The organism is Aeromicrobium sp. Root495 (assembly GCF_001426755.1).
Classification (GTDB): Bacteria; Actinomycetota; Actinomycetes; order Propionibacteriales; family Nocardioidaceae; genus Aeromicrobium.
Genome location: NZ_LMFJ01000001.1, coordinates 1,625,224 through 1,644,796 on the forward strand (window position 1 = coordinate 1,625,224; position 19,573 = coordinate 1,644,796).

Genomic DNA, 19,573 nt, shown 5'->3' on the forward strand with positions numbered 1-19,573 from the left:
GCTCATGCAAGAAAACTACGAGCCGGTTGTTTCACCTCGTGGATCGAGGTGTTTCGGTCGCGTAACGATCTGGGGCGGGTGTGACTGGAGTGCTCAGGCCTCGACGACGATGGGGATGATCATCGGGCGGCGACGGAGCTTGCGTCCTGCGTAGGAGCCCACGACACGCCGGATGACCTGCTGCAGCTGACGCTGGTCGCGCGTCCCCTCGGACAGCGACTGCTCCAGCGCCTGCGTGATCTTGGGCTGCACCTCGTCGAAGACGCTGTCGTCCTCGGCGAGTCCGCGAGCATGGATCTCGGGCGCGGAGATGAGCTTCCCCGTGGTGGAGTCGATGACGACGACGATGGTGATGAAGCCCTCCTCGCCCAGGACACGGCGGTCCTTGAGCTCGGAGTCGGTGAGGTCGCCCACCGAGGACCCGTCGACGTACACGTAGCCGCACGGCACCGCGCCGGTGATGGAGGCGTGGCCGTCGACGAGGTCGATGACATAGCCGTCCTCGGCCAGCAGCACGTTGGGGACACCGGTCTGGGTGGCCAGGGCGCCGTTGGCGTGGAGGTGGCGGATCTCGCCGTGCACGGGAAGCACGTTGGTGGGCTTGACGATGTTGTAGCAGTAGAGGAGCTCGCCGGCCGAGGCGTGTCCCGAGACGTGCACGAGGGCGTTGCCCTTGTGGACGACGCGGGCCCCGAGCTTGGTGAGCCCGTCGATCACGCGGTAGATGGCGTTCTCGTTGCCCGGGATGAGCGAGGAGGCCATGAGCACGGTGTCGCCCGGCTCGATCGAGACGCGGTCGTGGCTGCGGTTGGCGAAGCGCGAGAGCGCGGCCATGGGCTCGCCCTGCGAGCCCGTGGACATGAGCACGAGCTTCTCCGGCGGGACGTTCTCGATCTTGTCGACCACGACGCCGTCGGGCACGTCGAGGTAGCCGAGCTCGCGGGCGATCTGCATGTTGCGGACCATGGAGCGGCCGACGTAGACGACCTTGCGCTGGTGCTTGACGGCGGCGTCGAGCACCTGCTGGACGCGGTGGATGTGCGACGCGAAGGACGCGACGATGATCTTCTTCTTGCTGCTGGCGAACACGGCGTCGATGGCCGGGGTGATGTTGCGCTCCGACACCGTGAAGCCGGGGACCTCGGCGTTGGTGGAGTCGGTGAGGAACAGGTCGACACCGGCCTCGCCGAGCCGGGCGAAGGCCCGGAGGTCCGTGATGCGGCCGTCGAGCGGCAGCTGGTCCATCTTGAAGTCGCCCGTGTGGAGCGCCACGCCGGCGCTCGTCTTGATGGCCACGGCGAGGGCGTCGGGGATGGAGTGGTTGACGGCGACGAACTCGAGCTCGAAGGGGCCGAGCTGCAGCGTCTCGCCCTCGCCGACGACGTGCCGGGGCACGTCGCGCAGGCGGTGCTCACGCAGCTTGGGATCGACGAAGGCGAGGGTCAGCCGCGAGCCGACGAGCGGGATGTCGCCGCGCTCGCGCAGCAGGTACGGCACTCCGCCGATGTGGTCCTCGTGGCCGTGCGTCAGGACGACTCCCACGACGTCCTTGAGACGGTCGCGGATGGCGGAGAAGTCGGGAAGGATCAGGTCGACGCCCGGGTGCTGCTCCTCGGGGAAGAGCACGCCGCAGTCGACGATGAGGAGCTTGCCGGCGTGCTCGAAGACGGTCATGTTGCGGCCGATCTCGCCGAGACCGCCGAGCGGGATGACCCGCAGGCCGCCGTCGGCAAGCTTGGGCGGCGGTCCGAGCTCGGTGTGCATGTGGCTCATGGGGCCCCTGTTCTGGAGTTGTGGAGTGTGGGTCGTGCGGTGTTATCAGCTGAGGTGGCCCGTGGCCACGAGCGCGTCGCGCACGAGCGCGACCTCCGCCTCGGTGGCCTCCGGCAGTGGAGCCCGCACGGTGCGGTGCTCGATGACACCCAGGAGCTGCATCGCGGCCTTGGCCATGATGACGCCCTGCGTGTGGGTCATGATGGCGCGCACGAGCGGCAGGAGCCGCGTGTTCACGGCGCGCGCCGTGGAGAGGTCTCCGGCGTCGACCGCCCGGACCATGTCGGCATAGGCGGCGCCGGCCACGTGGCCGACGACGCTCACGATGCCGCTGGCCCCGTAGGCGAGCCACCCGAGGTTGGCGGCGTCGTCGCCGGAGTAGAAGCGGATGCCGGTCTCCTGCATGAGGAAGGCGCCCCGCTCGAGGTCGCCGACGGCATCCTTCACCGCGAGCACGAGCGGGTTCTTCACGAGCTCGGCGTACGTGCTCTCGGCGATCTGCAGCGCCGTGCGACCCGGGATGTCATAGAGCATCACAGGGACGTCCTCGCCCGCCTGGGCGACCTGGTTGACGTGCATCACGATGCCCGCCTGCGGAGGCTTGTTGTAGTACGGCGTGACGATGAGAAGGCCGTGGGCGCCGGCCTTGCGGGCCGACTGGGCGAGCTCGACGCTGTGGCGGGTGTCGTTGGTGCCCACGCCCGCGACCACCGTGGCGCGGTCGCCGACGGCCTCGAGGACCGCCGAGAGCAGTCGCGCGTCCTCCTCGCCCGTGGTGGTGGGCGACTCCCCCGTGGTCCCGCTGACGACGAGCCCGTCGTTGCCCTGGTCCACGAGGTGGGTGGCGACCTTCTGCGCCGCGTCGAGATCGACCTGTCCGTCGGAGGTGAACGGCGTGATCATCGCGGTCAGCACCCGTCCGAACGGGGCCGCGTCACTCGCGTGCGGGGAGGTCATGGGACGAGGTTACCGCGAGCGGGACGTCGTCCCGGGACCGCGCCCCGGTGCCACAGCGCGGGGTTGGAGTGCTATCGCCCGGTCCCCGGTGACGGACGCAGAGCCCAGCCTCGGCAGGATGGGCCCATGACGTCCTTCGAGCTCGACCGAGCGGTGGCCAGCACCCGTGAGGCCGACGGCCTCTTCCACCTGGAGCTCACGGCCGAGTGGAACACGCCCAACGGCACCGCCAACGGTGGTTACGTGCTGGCGATCCTGCTGCGCGCCGTCCTCGACCACGCCGAGGTCGTCGGCATCGCGCACCCCGACCCGCTGACGGCGTCGGTCAGCTACTTCAAGCCGCCGACGCCGGGACCGGCCGCCGTGGAGGTGCAGACCCTGCGCGACGGACGACGGATCTCGGTGCACCAGGCGTCGCTCGTGCAGGACGGCGCCACCGTGGTCCACGCCGTCATCTCGCTCCACGACTGGGACGCCAGCGGCGACGCACAGAACACCCCGCACCCCGCACCCGACGTGCCACGGCCCGAGGACTGCGTCGATCTCGCGGGGTCCATCCCGGCGGGCGCCGTGCCCATCGTCGACCGCTACGAGACCCGTGCTCCGCAGGTGCCGGGCTGGCTCGCCGGCACCCCCAGCGGCGAGACCGAGGCCGTCGTCTGGATCCGTCCGCGCGACGAGCGACCCATCGACTCCCTCGCCGCCGGTGCGATCGTGGACGCCTATCCCCCGGTCACCGCCGAGATCGGCCACCTCGCCTCCGCCACGGTGCAGCTCACGGTGCACTTCCGAGGTCGCGCCGACACGGCCTGGTCGCTCATGCACGTCACGACGCGCCACGTCATCGACGGCTACCACGACGAGGACGTCGAGCTGTGGGACGACCAGGGTCGGCTCGTCGCCCAGAGCCGCCAGCTGGCGATCCTGCGCTGACCGCGGCGGCTCGGGGACACCGCTCGGGTCAGGCGGCGACAGCGCGTTCGTAGGTGACGATGCTGAACCCCTCGTGGGGCACCTCGCCGACCTCGCGCCACGCGCTCCAGTCGATGGAGGGGAAGAAGGTGTCGCCCTCGGGAGACTGTGCCACCCGCGTGACGACCATGACGTCGACCAGGCCCCGCTCGAGCGCCTCGGCGTAGACCTGCGCGCCGCCCACGAGGAACACCTCGTCGTCGAGCCCGTGTGCGCGGGCGAGGGCGTCGTCGAGCGAGCCGGCCACCTCGACACCGTCGGCGACCCAGTCGGCCTGGCGCGTGACGACGGTCGTGGTGCGGCCCGGCAGAGGACGTCCGATGGACTCGAAGGTGGTGCGTCCCATGACCATGGGGTGCCCGAGCGTCAGCTGCTTGAAGTGCGCCAGGTCCTCGGGCAGGCGCCACGGGAGCGAGCCGTCGACGCCGATGACACGGTTGGCGCCCATGGCCACGACCAGGGTGACGCTCATACGGCGATGGGGGCCTTGATGAGCGGGTGCGGGTCGTAGCCCGTGACCTTGACGGAGTCGAGCGTGAACGAGTCGATGTCGGTGACCGAGGGGTCGAGCCACAGCTCGGGCAGGGGCCGCGGCTCGCGCGTGAGCTGCTCGCGGGCCTGGTCGAGGTGGTTGAGGTACAGGTGAGCGTCTCCGAGGGTGTGCACGAAGTCGCCCACCTCGAGCTCGGCCACCTGGGCCACCATGTGCGTGAGCAGCGCGTAGGAGGCGATGTTGAACGGCACGCCGAGGAAGACGTCGGCGGAGCGCTGGTACATCTGGCACGACAGCCTGCCGTCGGCCACGTAGAACTGGGAGAACGCGTGGCACGGCATGAGGGCCATGGCGTCGAGGTCGGCGACGTTCCAGGCGCTCACGACGTGGCGCCGTGAGTCGGGGTTGACCTTGATCTGCTCGATCACGGCGGCCAGCTGGTCGATGGTCTGGCCGTCGGGCGTGGGCCACGAGCGCCACTGGTGGCCGTACACGGGGCCGAGCTCGCCGTTCTCGTCGGACCACTCGTCCCAGATGGTGATTCCGTTCTCCCGCAGCCACGACGTGTTGGTGTCGCCGGAGACGAACCACAGGAGCTCTCCCACCACCGACTTCAGGTGGATCTTCTTGGTGGTGACCAGGGGGAATCCCTCGGTGAGGTCGAACCGCATCTGGTGGCCGAAGACGCTGCGCGTGCCGGTGCCGGTGCGATCGCTCTTCTCGACCCCTTCGTCGAGGATCCGCTGCACGAGGTCGAGGTACTGCTGCATGACGCCAGCCTATAACGCCGGTCGCACCGCCCGGTGTGCGAAACTCGCTCCCATGTCCACCGACTACGAGGCGACGCCCAGCGAGGTCCGGACGTTCGCGCTCCTCCAGCTGGCGCTGACGGCCGGGTTCCTGCTCCTCATCTTCTGGGCCCTCGACGGCACCGACGCCGACCTCCCGCCGTGGTGGGTCTTCGTGGTGCTGCTCGTGCCCGTCGGGGTCGCGGCCTACTTCGCCGAGCAGGTCTGGCTCAAGACCGACCCGCTCGACCCGGCGGAGGACCCGCAGGAGAACGAGCGCATCGCCGTCGGCGTGTTCGCGGCGCACAGCGTGCGGCGCCTCATGATCTGCGAGGCCGCCATCATCTGGTCGATCTTCCCCTGGTCGTTCCTCGGCAGCTGGGCCGCGTGGCCCATCGTGATCGGCGGCCTTCCCGGCTTCGCCCTCCTGGTCTTCGAGCTGTGGCCGAGCCTGCGCAACGTGTCCATGACCGCGGCGATCCTCGAGACCGAGGGCGCCGACTCCCGGCTCGTCGACGGCTTCCGCGGGTGGTGACGGCCGACGTCAGCGCTCGGCTGGCCTGGCCCGACGACGCCGCGGCGATCACCCGGCTCCAGATCGCCTCGTGGCGCGAGGCCTACGGCGAGGTCGTGCCCGACGGCGTCGAGGAGCTGGACCCCGAGGTCCTGCTCGAGCGGTGGGCGCTGCTCCTGGAACGTCCTCCGGACGCCCGTGTGCGCGCGCTCGTGGGGCTCGAGCACGCCACGGTCCGCGGGTTCGTGCTGGTGCACCCCAGCGCCGACGCCGACGCCGACCCGGTCACCGACGGCGAGGTGGGTGAGCTCGTCGTCGATGCTGCCCACCGCGGTGTCGGGCACGGGTCCCGCCTTCTCCAGGCCGCCATCGACACGCTGCGTGCCGACGGCTTCACCCGGGTGCGCTGGTGGGTCGGCTCCACCGACGACGCGTTGCGTGGCTTCGTCACGGCCACCGGCTGGGAGCCCGACGGGGCGCACCGCGAGCTGGCCGACGAGTCCGGAGAGGCTCGGCTGAAGCAGGTGCGCCTGCACACCACGATCGGATGAGACGGCCCACCAGGGTCGTGGCCGACTCCCTGGGCGTGGGGGTGGCCACCGGCGCCTACGGCGTGGCCTTCGGCGCCCTGTCCACTTCGTCGGGCCTCACGGTCCTGCAGACCTGCGCGCTGTCGCTCCTTGCCTTCACGGGTGCCACGCAGTTCGCGTTCGTCGGGGTGGTGGCGTCCGGCGGCAACCCGGTCACCGGCGCGCTGACCGGCGTCCTGCTCGGCAGCCGCAACCTCTTCTACGGGCTGAGCATCGCCGACCGTCTCCGGGTGCGGGGCTGGCGCAAGGCGGCCACGGCGCACCTCGTGATCGACGAGTCCACCGCGATGGCCGTCGCCCAGACCGACGACGAGTCCGCGCGCACGGGCTTCTACTGGACCGGCATCTCGATCTTCGTCCTGTGGAACCTCATGACCCTGGTGGGTGCGTTGGCGGGCAATGCGATCGGCGACCCCCGGACGTACGGGCTCGACGCGGCCGTGGGTGCGGCGTTCCTCGGTCTGCTGTGGCCGCGGCTCACCTCGTGGTCCAACCGCGGGGTCGCGCTGCTGGGTGCTGCTGTGGCGCTGGGCCTCGTGCCCTTCACCGCGGCCGGGCTGCCGATCATCGCCGGCGGCGCCGTGGCCGTCGCGCTGGGCCTGGTCCTGCGGCGAGGAGCTGCCGCGTGAGCCCCGGGAGCGTGTGGCTGGGCATCGGGCTCGTGGTCGTGGGCTGCTACGCCCTCAAGCTCGCCGGGCTGTCCGTGCCGGAGCGGTTGCTGGCCCATCCGCTGACGCGGCGGGCCACTGACCTCATCCCGGTGGCCCTGCTCGGCGCGCTGATCGCCGTGCAGGTCCTCGCGACGGGCCGCGACGTCGTGGTGGACGCGCGACTCGCGGGACTCGCGGTGGCGTTCGTGCTGCTCTGCCTGCGCGTGCCGTTCCTGCCGGTGGTGGCCGGAGCCGCCCTCGTGGCCGCCCTCCTCCGCCTCTGACCCCGCTGAGTGTGACGTTCGAGGGGTCAGGACGGCGTTCTGACCCCTCGAACGTCACACTCAGCGGGGACGGGGCGGGGACGGGGCGGGGACGGGGCAGGGTGGGGTGGGGCGGGGCGGGGACGCGTTGGGGTCAGAGGCCGAGGACGGGCTCGAGGCCGACGGTGACGCCCGCGTGCTCGGGCGCCCAGCGCAGGGCCGCGACGACGCCGGGCATGAACGACTCGCGCGTGGAGGAGTCGTGGCGCAGCGAGAGGATCTCGCCCTCGCCGCCGAGGATGACCTCCTGCGAGGCGATGAAGCCGCGGGCGCGGACGGCGTGCACAGGGATGCCGGCCACGGTGGCCCCGCGGGCGCCGTCGGGGTCGGTGGTGGTGGCGTCGGGCAGCGGCGCGGAGCCCGCGGCCTCCCGCGCGGCCGCGATGACCTCGGCGGTGCGCGTGGCCGTGCCCGACGGCGCGTCGACCTTCTGGGGGTGATGCATCTCGATGACCTCGACCGACTCGAAGAACGGGGCCGCGAGGCCGGCGAACTTCATCATGAGGACGGCTCCGATGGAGAAGTTAGGGACCACGAGCACCCCGACGCCCGGGTGGTCGGCGAGCACGGCGTCGACCCGGCTCGTGCGCTCCTCGTCGAACCCCGACGTGCCGATCACGACGTGGACCCCACGCTCCACGAGCCAGAAGACCTGGTCGAGCGCGACGTCGGGCGTGGTGAAGACCAGCGCGACGTCGGCCGACTGCTCGGTGACCAGGTCGAGCGAGTCACCGAGGTCGATGCCGACCGCGAGCTCCAGGCCGTCGGCCGCCTCGATCGCCTGCACGGACGTGGAGCCCATGCGTCCCTTCGCCCCCAGCACTGCCACACGCGTCATGCGGTGGAGCCTATCGGGGGCGCAGACGTGACGAGGCCCCCGCACCCGGTGGGTGCGAGGGCCTCGATCAGGGCTGACGATCAGACGTCGGCCGGCTCCTCGGCCACGAGCTCGGCGGGCTCCGCCGACTCCGGCACGTCACCCGTGACGGGGATGAGCGAGAGCTTGCCGCGGTCGCCGAGCTCGGCGATCTCGACCTGGATCTTCTGACCGACGCTCAGGACGTCCTCGACGTTGTTGACGCGCTGGCCACCGTTGAGGTCGCGGAGCTTGCTGATGTGCAGCAGTCCGTCCTTGCCCGGGAGCAGCGAGATGAACGCGCCGAAGTCGACCGTCTTGACGACCGTGCCGAGGTAGCGCTCGCCGACCTCGGGCATCGTCGGGTTGGCGATCGCGTTGATAGCCTGACGAGCGGCCTCGGCCGACTCGCCGTTGTCGGCGCCGACGAAGACGGTTCCGTCGTCGTCGATCGAGATCTTGGCGCCGGTGTCGTCCTGGATCTGGTTGATCATCTTGCCCTTCGGGCCGATGACCTCGCCGATCTTGTCGACCGGGATCTTCACCGTGATGATCCGCGGTGCGTACGGGCTCATCTCGTCGGGCTCGTCGATGGCCTCGGCCATGACGTCGAGGATCGCGAAGCGGGCGTCGCGGGCCTGGGTGAGCGCGCCACGCAGCACGTCGGCGGGGATGCCGTCGAGCTTGGTGTCGAGCTGCAGGGCCGTGACGAACTCACGGGTTCCGGCGACCTTGAAGTCCATGTCGCCGAAGGCGTCCTCGGCACCGAGGATGTCGGTCAGCGTGACGAACTCCTGCTGGCCGTCGACCTCGCCGGAGATGAGCCCCATGGCGATGCCCGCGACCGGCGCGCGCAGCGGCACACCGGCGTTGAGCAGGCCCAGGGTGGACGCGCAGACGGAGCCCATGGACGTGGAGCCGTTGGAGCTCAGCGCCTCGGAGACCTGGCGGATGGCGTACGGGAACTCCGCGCGGGTGGGGAGCACCGGCAGCAGCGCGCGGCCGGCGAGCGCGCCGTGACCGATCTCGCGACGCTTGGGCGAGCCCACGCGACCGGTCTCACCGGTCGAGAACGGCGGGAAGTTGTAGTTGTGCATGTAGCGACGCGTCTTCTCGGGCGAGAGCGTGTCGAGCTTCTGCTCCAGGTCGAGCATGTTCAGCGTCGTGATGCCCATGATCTGGGTCTCGCCACGCTGGAACAGGGCCGAGCCGTGGACGCGGGGCACGATGCCGACCTCGGCCGAGAGCTCGCGGATGTCGGCGAGGCCACGGCCGTCGATGCGGACCTTGTCCTTGAGGACGCGCTGGCGCACGAGGTTCTTGGTGACGGCACGCAGGGCGGCGCCGACCTCCTTCTCGCGACCCTCGAACTGGTCACCGATCTGGTCGAGGACGTCGGCCTTGATCTCGGACTCGCGCTCCTCGCGGTCGGCCTTGCTCACGATCGTGAGGGCCTCGGACAGCGGGCCCGAGGCGACGGCGGCGACGGCGACGTACACGTCGTCCTGGAAGTCCAGGAAGACCGGGAAGTCGCGGACGGGCTTGGCAGCGGCCTCGGCCAGCGTGGCCTGGGCCTCGCACAGCTGACGGATGACGGCCTTGGAGGCGTCGAGGCCGCCGGCCACGATCTCCTCGGTGGGCGCCTGGACGCCCGACTGGACGAGGTCCCACGTGTTCTCGGTGGACTCGGCCTCGACCATCATGATGGCGACGTCGTCGCCGGCGATGCGACCCGCGACGACCATGTCGAACACGGCCTCCTCGAGCTGGCTGTGCGTCGGGAAGGCGACCCACTCACCGTCGATGAGCGCGACGCGCGTGGCGCCGATGGGGCCGGTGAACGGCAGGCCCGAGATCTGGGTGGACGCGGAGGCGGCGTTGATGGCCAGCACGTCGTAGGGGGCGTCGGGGTTGAGCGCCAGGACCGTGATGACGACCTGGACCTCGTTGCGCAGGCCCTTCTTGAAGGTGGGGCGCAGCGGGCGGTCGATGAGACGGCACGTGAGGATGGCGTCCTCGCTGGGGCGACCCTCACGACGGAAGAACGAGCCGGGGATCTGGCCCGCGGCGTACATCCGCTCCTCGACGTCGATCGTCAGGGGGAAGAAGTCGAAGTGGTCCTTGGGGTGCTTGCCGGCCGTGGTGGCCGACAGCAGCATGGTGTCGTCGTCGAGGAAGGCCGCGACGGAGCCGGCGGCCTGACGGGCCAGGAGGCCGGTCTCGAAACGGATCTTGCGGGTGCCGAAACGGCCGTTGTCGATGGTGGTCTCGACGGAGTGAAGTGTGGAATCCGACATGGATGTCCCTTCCGCGGGCTCAGCCCGCTGGTGTGGGACGAGACGCAGGCAGGCGGGTGTCACGCTGACTCTCAGCGTGGGTGCCGGTCTTCGATCGAGGCCCGCGGGCTGACCCGACGAGGCGGGTCCCGAAGGCCACTACCGAGGACCGAGCGAGCGTGCCTGGCTCTCGTCCTTGAGTGGTTATGAAGTTGTGGGTGATGCAGATCAGGCGGTCACCCGAGGGTGACCGCCTGGTCCGTGGTCAGCGACGCAGACCGAGACGCTCGATGAGCGAGCGGTAGCGCTCGATGTCGTCGTTCTGCAGGTAGTTCAGGAGGCGGCGACGCTGGCCGACCAGGAGGAGCAGACCACGACGGCTGTGGTGGTCGTGCTTGTGCTCCTGCAGGTGACCGGTCAGGTGCGAGATACGAGCGGTCAGCAGGGCGATCTGGACCTCGGGAGATCCGGTGTCGCCGTCGCTGAGTGCGTACTGCTTGATGATGTCTTCCTTGGCGACGCCCGCAACTGTGGGCGCAGCAGTCTTCTTCGACACTTTCTCTCCTGAGGGTTTCGTTGCACGGCGCGCCCGGGCCTGTTCACCGGGGCACTACGATCCGTGGCCGATTGCACGGCAGCGACCAGGATATCAGCGCACCGGGCGCCCGGGCGAATCGCCGCAGCCCCAGCGCGGCGCGGGGTGTGGTCGTGCGGGGTAGCGTCCGAGCGGTGAGCCCCACGCGTGCGGTCCCGGCCGTCCTCCTCGCCGTGGCGCTGCTCGTGTCCGGCTGCACCTCCACCGACGGACCCACCGCGCCCACCGCCACCTCGTCGCGCAGCGCATCGAGCGCCCCGCCCGCCGCGGACGGCCCCGCCTACGTCGCCCTCGGCGACTCGTTCACGGCGGGCCCGGGCATCGAGCCCGTCGACCCCGACTCCGGGCTCTGCATCAGGTCCGAGAAGAACTACCCCTCGCTGGTGGCGTCGCAGGTGCGCGCCTCGTCCTTCACCGACGTGAGCTGCTCCGGCGCCACCACGTCCGACGTCGTGGAGGGCGGGTTCAACCCGCCCCAGCTCGAGGCGGTGTCGGACCGGACCGGACTCGTGACCCTCGGCATCGGCGGCAACGACTCCGGCCTGTTCGCAGCACTCTCGCGGGCCTGCACCTCCGACGTCGCCTCGTGCTCGGCCTACCTGCAGAACACCTTGCCCTCGGTCCTGGCCAGCACCTCGGGACGGGTCGTCTCGGCGCTCGAGGCGGTCAAGGGCCGAGCGCCGCGGGCCCAGGTGCTCCTGGTGGGCTACCTGCGCATCGCACCTGGGTCAGGCACGTGCTCCACGCTCGGTGGAGCCGCGTTCGACGCTGCTGGCGTGGCCGCCGGTGAGCGCGCACTCGACACCATGCTCGCCGACGCGGCCCGCTCGGCCGACGTCACCTACGTGTCGATGAGCCGGGCCTCCGACGGCCACGACGCGTGCGCCGGCGCGGACGCATGGACCAACGGGCTCCGGCCGGCGGCCGACGACGGCATCACGCTGCACCCGCGCGCCGCCGGGATGCGGGCCGTCGCCTCCGCGGTGGAGAAGGCCCTCACCGGCTGAGGTCTAGCCGAGGACGGTGCGTGCGTCGCGGACGTCGCGGTGCATCTGGGCGACGAGGGACTCGACGGACCCGAACGCCACCATGCCGCGCAGCCGCTTCACCAGCTCGACCCGGACGTGCTGGTCGTACAGCGCGAGGTCGTGGCCGTGGTCGATGACATAGGACTCGACGCGACGACCGACGACGCCCTCGAACGTCGGGTTGGTGCCCACCGAGATGGCTGCGGGCAACGACTCGGAACCGGTCACGACACGTCCGGCGTACACGCCGTCGGGCGGGACGGCGTAGCTCTCGTCGACCGGCACGTTGGCGGTGGGGAACCCGAGCTCGCGGCCGCGCTGGTCGCCGCGGCTCACGATGCCGGAGACCTCGTGCGGGCGGCCCAGCACCTGGGCGGCGGCCGCGAGCTCGCCGTCGGCCACGTACGACCGCACCAACGACGAGGAGAACGGGGTCTCGTCGCCCGCGAGGGACAGGGCAGTGACGGTGAAGTCGTGCTCGGCACCCAGGCGCCGCAGCACGTCGCACGTGCCGGAGGCCCTGGAGCCGAACCGGAAGTTCTCCCCCACGGCGACCGTGGAGGCGCTGAGGGCGTCGACGAGCGTGCGCTCGACGAACTCCTCCGGTGACCACGCAGCCATCTCGCGGTCGAAGGCGAGGACGCGCACCTCGTCGGCGCCGTGCTCGTGCAGCAGCGCGACGCGCCGCTCGATGGTGGTGAGCCGGCGCGGCTCCCGCTCCGGCGCGAGGACGGCCATCGGATGGGGGTCGAACGTGACGGCCACGACCGGCAGCCCGCCGGACGCTGCACGCGTGGCGGCGAGGACCGCCTGGTGCCCTCGGTGGACGCCGTCGAACGAGCCGATGGTCACGGCCGACGGTCCGCGCTGCTCGGTCGTCGAGCTTCCCTCGACCGCACGCCACATCGTCACGTCAGAAACTCTGCCACACCACCACCGATGCGCCTTCCGCCTGGCCCCCTCATGAGGCACGGTAGTGCCATGGAACCGTCCCGTCGTCCGCTCGTGGTCGCCACCGTCGTGGTGCTGCTGCTCGGCACGGTCATCGGGTTCCGCCTCGATCCCGGCCCGCTGCCCGGCGCCGACACCCGCGCGGCCGACGCACTCCCGGCCGCACCGGCGGAGCCACCCTTCGTCCAGGACGCGCTGCTGCCCCCGCGGGCCGGCGCGCCCGTCCCGGCACCGCCCGTCGGCCTCGTCGACACCGCGGAGGTAGCACCCTCCACTGCGGCGACCGCCTCCGAGGAGTCCGCCGGCAGCGCCGCCGAGTCCTCCGGTGCCGCGGACGCGCCCACCGACCGGCCGACCACCGCGTCCGTGGCGACGGCCACCGGGTCACCGAGCCCGGTCGCGAGCCCCCGGGCCACCGAGGCGACCACCTCCTCCACCACCCCCGGCGGCGCCACCGGCACCGACGGGCCCCGTGCCACGACGACCGTCAGCCGCGCCGGAGGCCGCGACCGGGTGACAGACCGATCGTCGCGCGCCGCAGACCGATCGTCGCGCGCCGCCGCTCGCGCGTCCCGCTCGTCCGCTGACCGGTCCCGCTCCGAGGCACGGACCCACCGCCGGGCCTCGCGAGGCGACCACGCCTCGCACGAGCGCCGCCCTCGTGGTCACCACCACCGGCACCACCGTCACCGTCACGGAGCCCACCGCTGAACCGGGGCCAGCCGCGCTGGTCCATCCGGCACCGGTTGACGCTCATGGTGGCCGTGCTCACGGTGCTCGGGCTCGCGGTCATCGGCGTGGCACTCAGGACCGTGGTCCAGCACCGGGTCGACTCCGACGCCGCGACCGAGATCAACCAGACCCTCGCGGCCTTCAGGGACCTCGCCGCCCGTGGCACCGATCCCGCCACCGGCGACCGGTACACCGATGCCGACGTGCTGCTCGACGCCTTCCTCGAGCGGGCTCTTCCGCCCTCGGGCCAGGGCCTGGTGGCGGTGCACCGCGACGGGTCGCTCCGCTCCAGTGGCGACCCGGCCGTCCGCGACCAGGCCCGAGCGTTGTCCCGTGGAGCCCGGGGAGCCCCCCAGGCCGCGGCCGCGGACATGTCCAGGACCACCGCGCAGGGACGTGCGTACACCGTCGCCGCCGTGGCCGCGCCCGACGCCACCGGCGCCGGATACCTGGTCGTGGCACACGACGAGGCAGCGTCCACGACGACGGTCGACGACCTCGTGCGGACCTTCATGCTCGTCTCGCTGGCCGTGCTGGTCCTCGTGATCGCCCTCGCCTGGTCCACCGCCGGGCGGGTGCTCCTCCCGCTGCGTCGTCTCAGCGCCACGGCCGAGCTCATCGGTGCGTCCGACCTCACGAGCCGGGTCCCCGAGAGCGGGACCGACGACGTCGCCTCCCTCCAGCGCACCGTCAACGCCATGCTCGACCGCCTCGAGCGGGCCTTCGCGTCCCAGCGGGGACTGCTCGACGACGTGGGGCACGAGCTCCGCACTCCCCTGACGGTGCTGCGCGGCCACCTCGAGATCCTCGATGCCCACCAACCGGCCAAGGTCGACCGCACGCGTGAGCTCCTGCTCGACGAGGTGGCTCGGATGAGCCGGCTCGTGGAGGACCTCCTGCTGCTCGCCCAGACCCAGCGGCCGGACTTCCTGCGGCGGGTCCCGGTGCGGCTGGACCGCCTCGTCGACGACGTCGTGTCCAAGGCCGAGGTCATGGCCGCGCGCACGTGGGTCCGGGCCGCCCGGTCCAGCTCCACGGTGCGACTCGACGACGAGATCGTGACGCAGGCCCTCCTGCAGCTCGTGGACAACGCCGTGCGGCACACCGAGGAGGGCGGTCGGATCGAGATCGGCGCCGAGCAGGACCGCGACCTCGTCCGGCTCTGGGTCCACGACGACGGACCCGGCGTGGCCGAGGAGGACCGCGAGGTCGTCTTCCAGCGGTTCGGTCGCGGCCGACGGGACCGCCAGGAGACCGACGACCTGGGGCACCACGGCCTCGGTCTCTCGATCGTCGCGGCGATCGCCGACGGCCACGGGGGTCACGTGGAGCTCGATGCCGACGTGCCAGGAGCTCGCTTCGTGCTGGTCCTGCCGACCACTCCCGCCGGTGAGACCTCGCGAGGCCTCGCATGAACCGCATCCTGGTCGTGGAGGACGAGCGACGGATCGTCGAGTTCCTGGAGCAGGGGCTCGGCGCCGAGGGGTTCAGCACGACGGCCGTCTCCCTCGGACGGGACGCCATCGCCTTCCTGCAGGCCTACGAGCTGGACCTCGTGCTCCTCGACCTCGGGCTGCCCGACATCGACGGCCTGGAGGTCCTGGAGTGGATCCGCCGTGAACGACCCGGTCTGCCCGTCATCGTCCTCACGGCCCGCACCACGCCGCGCGACACGATCGCCGCGCTCGAGGGCGGCGCCGCCGACCACGTGGCCAAGCCCTTCGGCTTCGGCGAGCTCGTCGCCCGCATCAGGCTCCGGCTGCAGTCCGCGCCGCGCTCCGCCGAGCCCGACACGTTGCTGCTCGGCCCCGTGCGCCTCGACCTGCGGGCGCGTCGGGTGTGGCTCCACGACGTCGAGGTGGAGCTGTCGGCCCGCGAGCTCGCCCTCCTCACCGTCCTGGCGCAGCACCGCGGCCAGGTGCTGAGCCGCGACCAGCTCCGTGACCGCGTCTGGGGCGTCGACGCCGAGCTGGGGTCCAACGTCGTCGACGTCCACGTGGCGGCGGTGCGTCGCAAGCTGGGCGCCGACGCGATCCGCACGGTCCGCGGCATCGGCTACCGCGTGGCCGACTGAGCCGCGGGCGCTGCGGGCGCTGCGGGCGCTGCGAACTGCCCCGGACATGACCGAGGGGCCGCGCCAGGGAGGTGCGCGGCCCCTCGGTGGGGAGATCAGTCACGGCCCATGTCGGCCATGACCACTACTGTCATGTCCCCTCCATCCTCGCCGCCCCACATGAAGACGCGATGAAGGTCGCATGAGAGCCCTGACCTAAGAGGACTCTCATCGGGACCTCATCCGGAGCCGCACGAGGTGGTGCAGGCTGGGTGCCATGCCCGCCGCACGCCTCCCCCGTATCGCCCTGGCCCTGGCCTCGGCGGTCCTCGTGGGGGTCCTGGTGGTGCTGGTCGTGAGCCGGGTCAGCGCCACGCAGAAGCCCCCGGAGGGTGACTTCGCCCCCGTCGTGGTCCCCGGCACCGCCGGCACGGCCACCCCCGGGCCGACCGCGTCGGCCGAGCCCACCGCCCGGCCCAGTGCCACCGCTCCCGTCCAGGCCACTCCCACCCCCCGGACCATCGACGACGATGATGATGACGATGACGACGAGCCGGACGACCCCGACGACAGGTTCGACGACTGAGATGACGCGCCCCCGTCTCCAGTCGCTGACCGTCCGCCAGCGCCTGACGATCGCCGTGGCCGCACTCACCGCCCTCGTCCTGCTCGTGGTGGGGTCCGCGCTCTACCTCCTCGAGGCCCGCCGGACCACGCAGTCCATCGACGCGACCCTCACCCAGGAGGTCGGCGAGCTCCGCGCGCTCCAGGTCGAGGGACGCGACCCCGAGACGCAGAAGCCGTTCGCCTCGCCCGACCGCCTGCTCGAGGTCTTCCTCTCGCGCAACCTCCCCGACCCCGACGAGACCCTGTGGTCCTTCCCCCGCGAGGGAACCGCGGTCTACGTGGGCAGCCCTGAGGCCAGCCTGCGCCGCTCCCCCGACCTCGCCTCGCTGGCCCGCGGCACCGGCGGCCTGTTCAGCCTCGACGTCGCCGGCCGGGAGTACCGGATCGCCGTCCAGCCCATCAACCAGGGCACGGCCCGAGCCTCCCTCGTCGTGACCCACGACGTGTCGGCCACGCGCGAGCCGCTGCGCGAGCTCATGCTCACCTATGCGCTCATCGGAGCGCTCTCGGTGCTGCTCGTCGCCGCCTTCTCCTCGTGGCTCGCCGGACGGCTGCTCCGCCCGGTGACGGAGCTGCGCGACGCCGCCCAGAGCATCACCGGTGGCGACCTGCACCGCCGGCTCGAGGTGACGGGCCACGACGACCTCGCCGACCTCCAGCGCACCTTCAACGCCATGCTCGACCGCCTGGAGGACGCCTTCGCCGCCCAGCGTCACCTGCTCGACGACGCCGCCCACGAGCTCCGCACGCCGCTGACCGTGCTGCAGGGGCACCTGGAGGTCCTCGACGTCCACGACCCCGCGGACGTGGCCGCCACACGCTCGATGCTGCTCGACGAGACCGAGCGGATGGCGCGCCTCGTCTCGGACCTCCTGCTGCTCGCCAAGGCCGAACGGCCCGACTTCGTGAAGGCGGAGCCGTCCGACGTCTCGCTGCTCGTGGTCGGCCTCGTGGAGCGGGCCCGCGGGCTGGCCGATCGACGGTGGACCGTCGACGCGGCGCCGGAGCTGACGGCGGTGCTCGACGTGCAGCGCATCACCCAGGCCATGCTGCAGCTCGCTGACAACGCCGCCCGGCACACCGCCGTCGGCGAGGAGATCGGCCTCGGCGCGGCCGTGCACGGGAGCACGCTCGAGCTCTGGGTCCGAGACACCGGGTCGGGCGTCCCCGAGGAGCTGCGCGACCGCGTCTTCCAGCGCTTCACCCAGGCGGGCAGCTCCGAGGGCTTCGGCCTGGGCCTGTCCATCGTGTCGGCCATCGCCGAGGCCCATGGCGGTACTGTCAGGCTCGACCCGGCCACCCCCGAGACCGGCGCGACCTTCCGTCTCGCCCTCCCCCTGGAAGGACCGTGATGGTGCCATGAGCCGGATCCTGGTGGTCGAGGACGAGGACCGCATCGCCTCCTTCGTGGCCAAGGGGCTCAAGGCCGAGGGATACACGCCCACCGTCGTGGCCGACGGGATCACCGGGCTCGACTACGCCCTCACCGGCGAGTTCGACCTGGTGGTGCTCGACATCGGGCTCCCCGGCATGGACGGCCACGCCGTCCTCGACCGGCTCTCGTCCGAGCGGCCCGACCTCCCTGTCATCATGCTGACGGCCCGCGACTCCGTGACCGACACGGTCCAGGCGCTCGACGGCGGTGCCGCCGACTACATGAGCAAGCCGTTCCGCTTCGACGAGCTGCTCGCGAGGATCCGCCTGCGCCTGCGGTCACGCTCGGCTGCAGCGGTCGAGGACGACCTGGTCGCGGGTGACGTGCGGATCGACCTCCGCCGGCGTCGCGCCTTCGTGGCCGACCGTGAGGTGGAGCTGTCCGCGCGGGAGCTCTCGCTGGCCCAGGTCCTCATGGAGCACCGTGGCCAGGTCCTGTCGCGGGAGCAGCTGCTGTCACGCGTCTGGGGCTACGACTTCGACCCGGGGTCCAACGTCGTCGACGTCTACGTGGGCTACCTGCGCAAGAAGCTCGGTGCGGACCTCGTGACCACCGTGCGCGGCCTCGGCTACCGGGTCGACTGACCGGACCCCCGCGGTCGCGGTCGGTCGGCGTCAGAGGCGCTTGAGGCTGAAGCCCGAGAGCCGCGCGGCGGGCAGACGGGCGAGCAGCGGCTCCACCTGGTCGACGACCTCGCGCGGGGTGGGCCTGGCGTCGGGCTCGGGCACCAGGCAGGCCTCGATGATCTCGGCCACGGGCCGAGGCACGAAGTCGGGCAGCGGCTTGGCCGCGTCCTCCAGCTGCGACCACCGAGGCTCCCGGTCGAACGCCCTGAAGCCCGCCGCCGCACGGAAGAGCGTCGCTCCGAGACCCCAGACGTCGCTGGCGGCCCCGACGGTCCCGCGCTCACCCGGGCGGCACTGCTCCGGAGCCATGTACTCGTCGCTCCCGACCGGATGCGTGAGGCGCGCGGCCTCGTCGAGGGAGTGGGCCACCGAGAAGTCGATGAGCTGCGCGGGCGCTCCCATGATGACGTTGCTGGGCTTCACGTCGAGGTGGCACAGGCCGACGCCGTGGAGGTAGTGCAGGACGGACGCCAGCTCGAGGGCCAGGGGCAGCAGCTGGTGGACCGGGACCGGGCCGTTCTTGGAGATGAGACGCGAGAGGGTCGGGCCGTCCACGTGCTCCATCACGAGGTAGGGGCGAGGTGCCTCGTCGTCGTAGGAGAAGACGCGCGTGATGCCGGGGTGCCCGAGCCGGGACAGGAGCTCCAGCTCGCGACCGTAGGCCGCCCGGGCGTCCTCGTCGTCGGCCAGCCCCGGGCGGAGCACCTTGGCGACGACGGGAGCGAGGAGGCGTTCGTCGAACGCGAGCCACGCCTCGAACTGCGTGCCTCCACCGAGCTCCTTCACCGCGACGAGCCCGGGGGCGATCTCGTCACCCTCGACGAGATCGCCCGCGGACGGGGTCGGCAGGGACGCGACGGTCATCGCGTCTGGTTGGTCGGGCCGGTGCTGACCGTGTTCTTGGTCGGCGCGGTGTTGACGGTCTTGACGGTGTTCTTCGTCTGGACGGTGCCCGTGGTGTTCTTCGTGTCGAGGGTGTTCACGGTGTTCTTGGTGTTGAGGGTGTTCACCGTGTTCTTCGTGGCGATCGTGTTGACGGTGCCCGTCGTGCCGGCCGTGACGCGGGTGGGCCCGTCGTCGTCGGTGGCGTCGTCGTGGTCATCGTCGACCACCGCGGTGGTCCAGACGGAGGTGGTGTCCTCGCGCTTGGCGACGGGGTCCGAGGACTCGGCCGCCGAGGCGCTCGCGATCGCGAATCCTGCGGTGCCGAGGGCCAGCGTGCCTGCGACGGCGACGATTCCGGTGCGTGCCAGGTTCTTCATGGTTCCTCCATCGGTGGGGTTGATGGATCCAGCGTCGTCGGCCACGGTGAGGCTCGAGTGAGACCGCCATGA

The 19,573-nt window shown here is 71.5% G+C and carries 22 protein-coding genes; 12 read left to right on the forward strand and 10 right to left on the reverse strand.

Features of this window, described 5'->3' with window-relative positions; all coding sequences use genetic code 11:
* Positions 1-93: 93 nt before the first annotated feature.
* Entirely contained in the window at positions 94-1,773 is a 1,680-nt protein-coding gene (locus ASD11_RS08125; RefSeq protein ID WP_056285633.1) for a ribonuclease J, read from the reverse strand.
* Positions 1,774-1,818: 45 nt separating this feature from the next.
* Positions 1,819-2,730 carry a 4-hydroxy-tetrahydrodipicolinate synthase gene (dapA, locus tag ASD11_RS08130; protein WP_056285636.1) on the reverse strand — a complete coding sequence of 304 codons (912 nt, stop codon included), beginning with the start codon at positions 2,728-2,730 and terminating at the stop codon, positions 1,819-1,821.
* A 126-nt stretch (positions 2,731-2,856) separates the two neighbouring features.
* Between dapA and ASD11_RS08135 the strand changes: the two genes are divergently transcribed.
* On the forward strand, positions 2,857-3,663 hold the full coding sequence (locus tag ASD11_RS08135) for an acyl-CoA thioesterase (protein ID WP_056285641.1): 807 nt from the start codon (positions 2,857-2,859) through the stop codon (positions 3,661-3,663).
* A gap of 28 nt (positions 3,664-3,691) precedes the next feature.
* On the opposite strand, the gene ASD11_RS08140 is transcribed toward ASD11_RS08135, so the two are convergent.
* Positions 3,692-4,174, reverse strand: coding sequence for a dihydrofolate reductase (locus ASD11_RS08140; protein ID WP_056285643.1), 483 nt, complete (start codon positions 4,172-4,174; stop codon positions 3,692-3,694).
* Positions 4,171-4,965: a thymidylate synthase gene (locus ASD11_RS08145; RefSeq protein WP_056285647.1), complete on the reverse strand. Its 795-nt coding sequence runs from the start codon at positions 4,963-4,965 to the stop codon at positions 4,171-4,173. Before ASD11_RS08145 ends, ASD11_RS08140 begins: the two co-directional genes overlap by 4 nt.
* A 52-nt stretch (positions 4,966-5,017) precedes the next feature.
* On the opposite strand from ASD11_RS08145, the gene ASD11_RS08150 reads away from it, so the two are divergent.
* The 4 genes from ASD11_RS08150 to ASD11_RS08165 are packed head-to-tail and all read left to right on the forward strand — an operon-like array spanning position 5,018 to position 7,021.
* Positions 5,018-5,518 carry a hypothetical protein gene (locus tag ASD11_RS08150; protein WP_056285649.1) on the forward strand — a complete coding sequence of 167 codons (501 nt, stop codon included), beginning with the start codon at positions 5,018-5,020 and terminating at the stop codon, positions 5,516-5,518.
* Complete coding sequence (locus tag ASD11_RS08155) at positions 5,512-6,048, forward strand: GNAT family N-acetyltransferase (RefSeq protein ID WP_056285650.1); 537 nt, start codon at positions 5,512-5,514, stop codon at positions 6,046-6,048. Before ASD11_RS08150 ends, ASD11_RS08155 begins: the two co-directional genes overlap by 7 nt.
* Complete coding sequence (locus ASD11_RS08160) at positions 6,045-6,716, forward strand: AzlC family ABC transporter permease (protein ID WP_056285651.1); 672 nt, start codon at positions 6,045-6,047, stop codon at positions 6,714-6,716. The genes ASD11_RS08155 and ASD11_RS08160 overlap by 4 nt, the downstream gene beginning before the upstream one ends.
* Positions 6,713-7,021: an AzlD domain-containing protein gene (locus tag ASD11_RS08165; protein ID WP_056285654.1), complete on the forward strand. Its 309-nt coding sequence runs from the start codon at positions 6,713-6,715 to the stop codon at positions 7,019-7,021. Before ASD11_RS08160 ends, ASD11_RS08165 begins: the two co-directional genes overlap by 4 nt.
* Positions 7,022-7,154: 133 nt before the next feature.
* Here ASD11_RS08165 and dapB read toward each other — a convergent pair whose 3' ends face one another.
* From dapB to rpsO, 3 genes are all read right to left on the reverse strand, one after another.
* The gene (dapB, locus tag ASD11_RS08170) at positions 7,155-7,898 is read right to left on the reverse strand and encodes a 4-hydroxy-tetrahydrodipicolinate reductase (protein ID WP_082554234.1); all 744 of its coding nucleotides are present in this window, start codon (positions 7,896-7,898) and stop codon (positions 7,155-7,157) included.
* Between the two features lie 80 nt (positions 7,899-7,978).
* Positions 7,979-10,213: a polyribonucleotide nucleotidyltransferase gene (locus ASD11_RS08175; RefSeq protein WP_056285656.1), complete on the reverse strand. Its 2,235-nt coding sequence runs from the start codon at positions 10,211-10,213 to the stop codon at positions 7,979-7,981.
* Positions 10,214-10,457: 244 nt separating this feature from the next.
* Complete coding sequence (gene rpsO / locus ASD11_RS08180; RefSeq protein WP_442854194.1) at positions 10,458-10,697, reverse strand: 30S ribosomal protein S15; 240 nt, start codon at positions 10,695-10,697, stop codon at positions 10,458-10,460.
* A 224-nt stretch (positions 10,698-10,921) separates the two neighbouring features.
* Here rpsO and ASD11_RS08185 point away from each other — a divergent pair, with 224 nt between their 5' ends.
* Complete coding sequence (locus ASD11_RS08185; protein ID WP_056285663.1) at positions 10,922-11,794, forward strand: SGNH/GDSL hydrolase family protein; 873 nt, start codon at positions 10,922-10,924, stop codon at positions 11,792-11,794.
* 3 nt (positions 11,795-11,797) lie between these two features.
* Here the strand turns inward: ASD11_RS08185 and ASD11_RS08190 are convergent, their stop codons facing one another.
* Positions 11,798-12,721: a bifunctional riboflavin kinase/FAD synthetase gene (locus tag ASD11_RS08190; RefSeq protein WP_056285666.1), complete on the reverse strand. Its 924-nt coding sequence runs from the start codon at positions 12,719-12,721 to the stop codon at positions 11,798-11,800.
* A gap of 75 nt (positions 12,722-12,796) precedes the next feature.
* Between ASD11_RS08190 and ASD11_RS08195 the strand changes: the two genes are divergently transcribed.
* From ASD11_RS08195 to ASD11_RS08220, 6 genes are all read left to right on the forward strand, one after another.
* On the forward strand, positions 12,797-13,477 hold the full coding sequence (locus ASD11_RS08195; RefSeq protein ID WP_056285669.1) for a hypothetical protein: 681 nt from the start codon (positions 12,797-12,799) through the stop codon (positions 13,475-13,477).
* Positions 13,478-13,521: 44 nt separating this feature from the next.
* Complete coding sequence (locus ASD11_RS08200) at positions 13,522-14,913, forward strand: sensor histidine kinase (protein ID WP_056285672.1); 1,392 nt, start codon at positions 13,522-13,524, stop codon at positions 14,911-14,913.
* A complete protein-coding gene (locus ASD11_RS08205; protein WP_056285674.1) occupies positions 14,910-15,572 on the forward strand; it encodes a response regulator transcription factor in 663 nt (220 codons plus the stop codon). The genes ASD11_RS08200 and ASD11_RS08205 overlap by 4 nt, the downstream gene beginning before the upstream one ends.
* Positions 15,573-15,828: 256 nt before the next feature.
* Entirely contained in the window at positions 15,829-16,137 is a 309-nt protein-coding gene (locus ASD11_RS08210) for a hypothetical protein (protein ID WP_056285677.1), read from the forward strand.
* A gap of 1 nt (position 16,138) precedes the next feature.
* The gene (locus ASD11_RS08215; RefSeq protein WP_056285680.1) at positions 16,139-17,530 is read left to right on the forward strand and encodes a sensor histidine kinase; all 1,392 of its coding nucleotides are present in this window, start codon (positions 16,139-16,141) and stop codon (positions 17,528-17,530) included.
* Between the two features lie 7 nt (positions 17,531-17,537).
* Positions 17,538-18,197, forward strand: coding sequence for a response regulator transcription factor (locus ASD11_RS08220; protein ID WP_056285681.1), 660 nt, complete (start codon positions 17,538-17,540; stop codon positions 18,195-18,197).
* A gap of 30 nt (positions 18,198-18,227) precedes the next feature.
* Here the strand turns inward: ASD11_RS08220 and ASD11_RS08225 are convergent, their stop codons facing one another.
* Positions 18,228-19,103 carry a serine/threonine-protein kinase gene (locus ASD11_RS08225; protein WP_082554236.1) on the reverse strand — a complete coding sequence of 292 codons (876 nt, stop codon included), beginning with the start codon at positions 19,101-19,103 and terminating at the stop codon, positions 18,228-18,230.
* On the reverse strand, positions 19,100-19,501 hold the full coding sequence (locus ASD11_RS08230; RefSeq protein ID WP_156464640.1) for a hypothetical protein: 402 nt from the start codon (positions 19,499-19,501) through the stop codon (positions 19,100-19,102). The genes ASD11_RS08225 and ASD11_RS08230 overlap by 4 nt, the downstream gene beginning before the upstream one ends.
* Positions 19,502-19,573 lie beyond the last annotated feature (72 nt).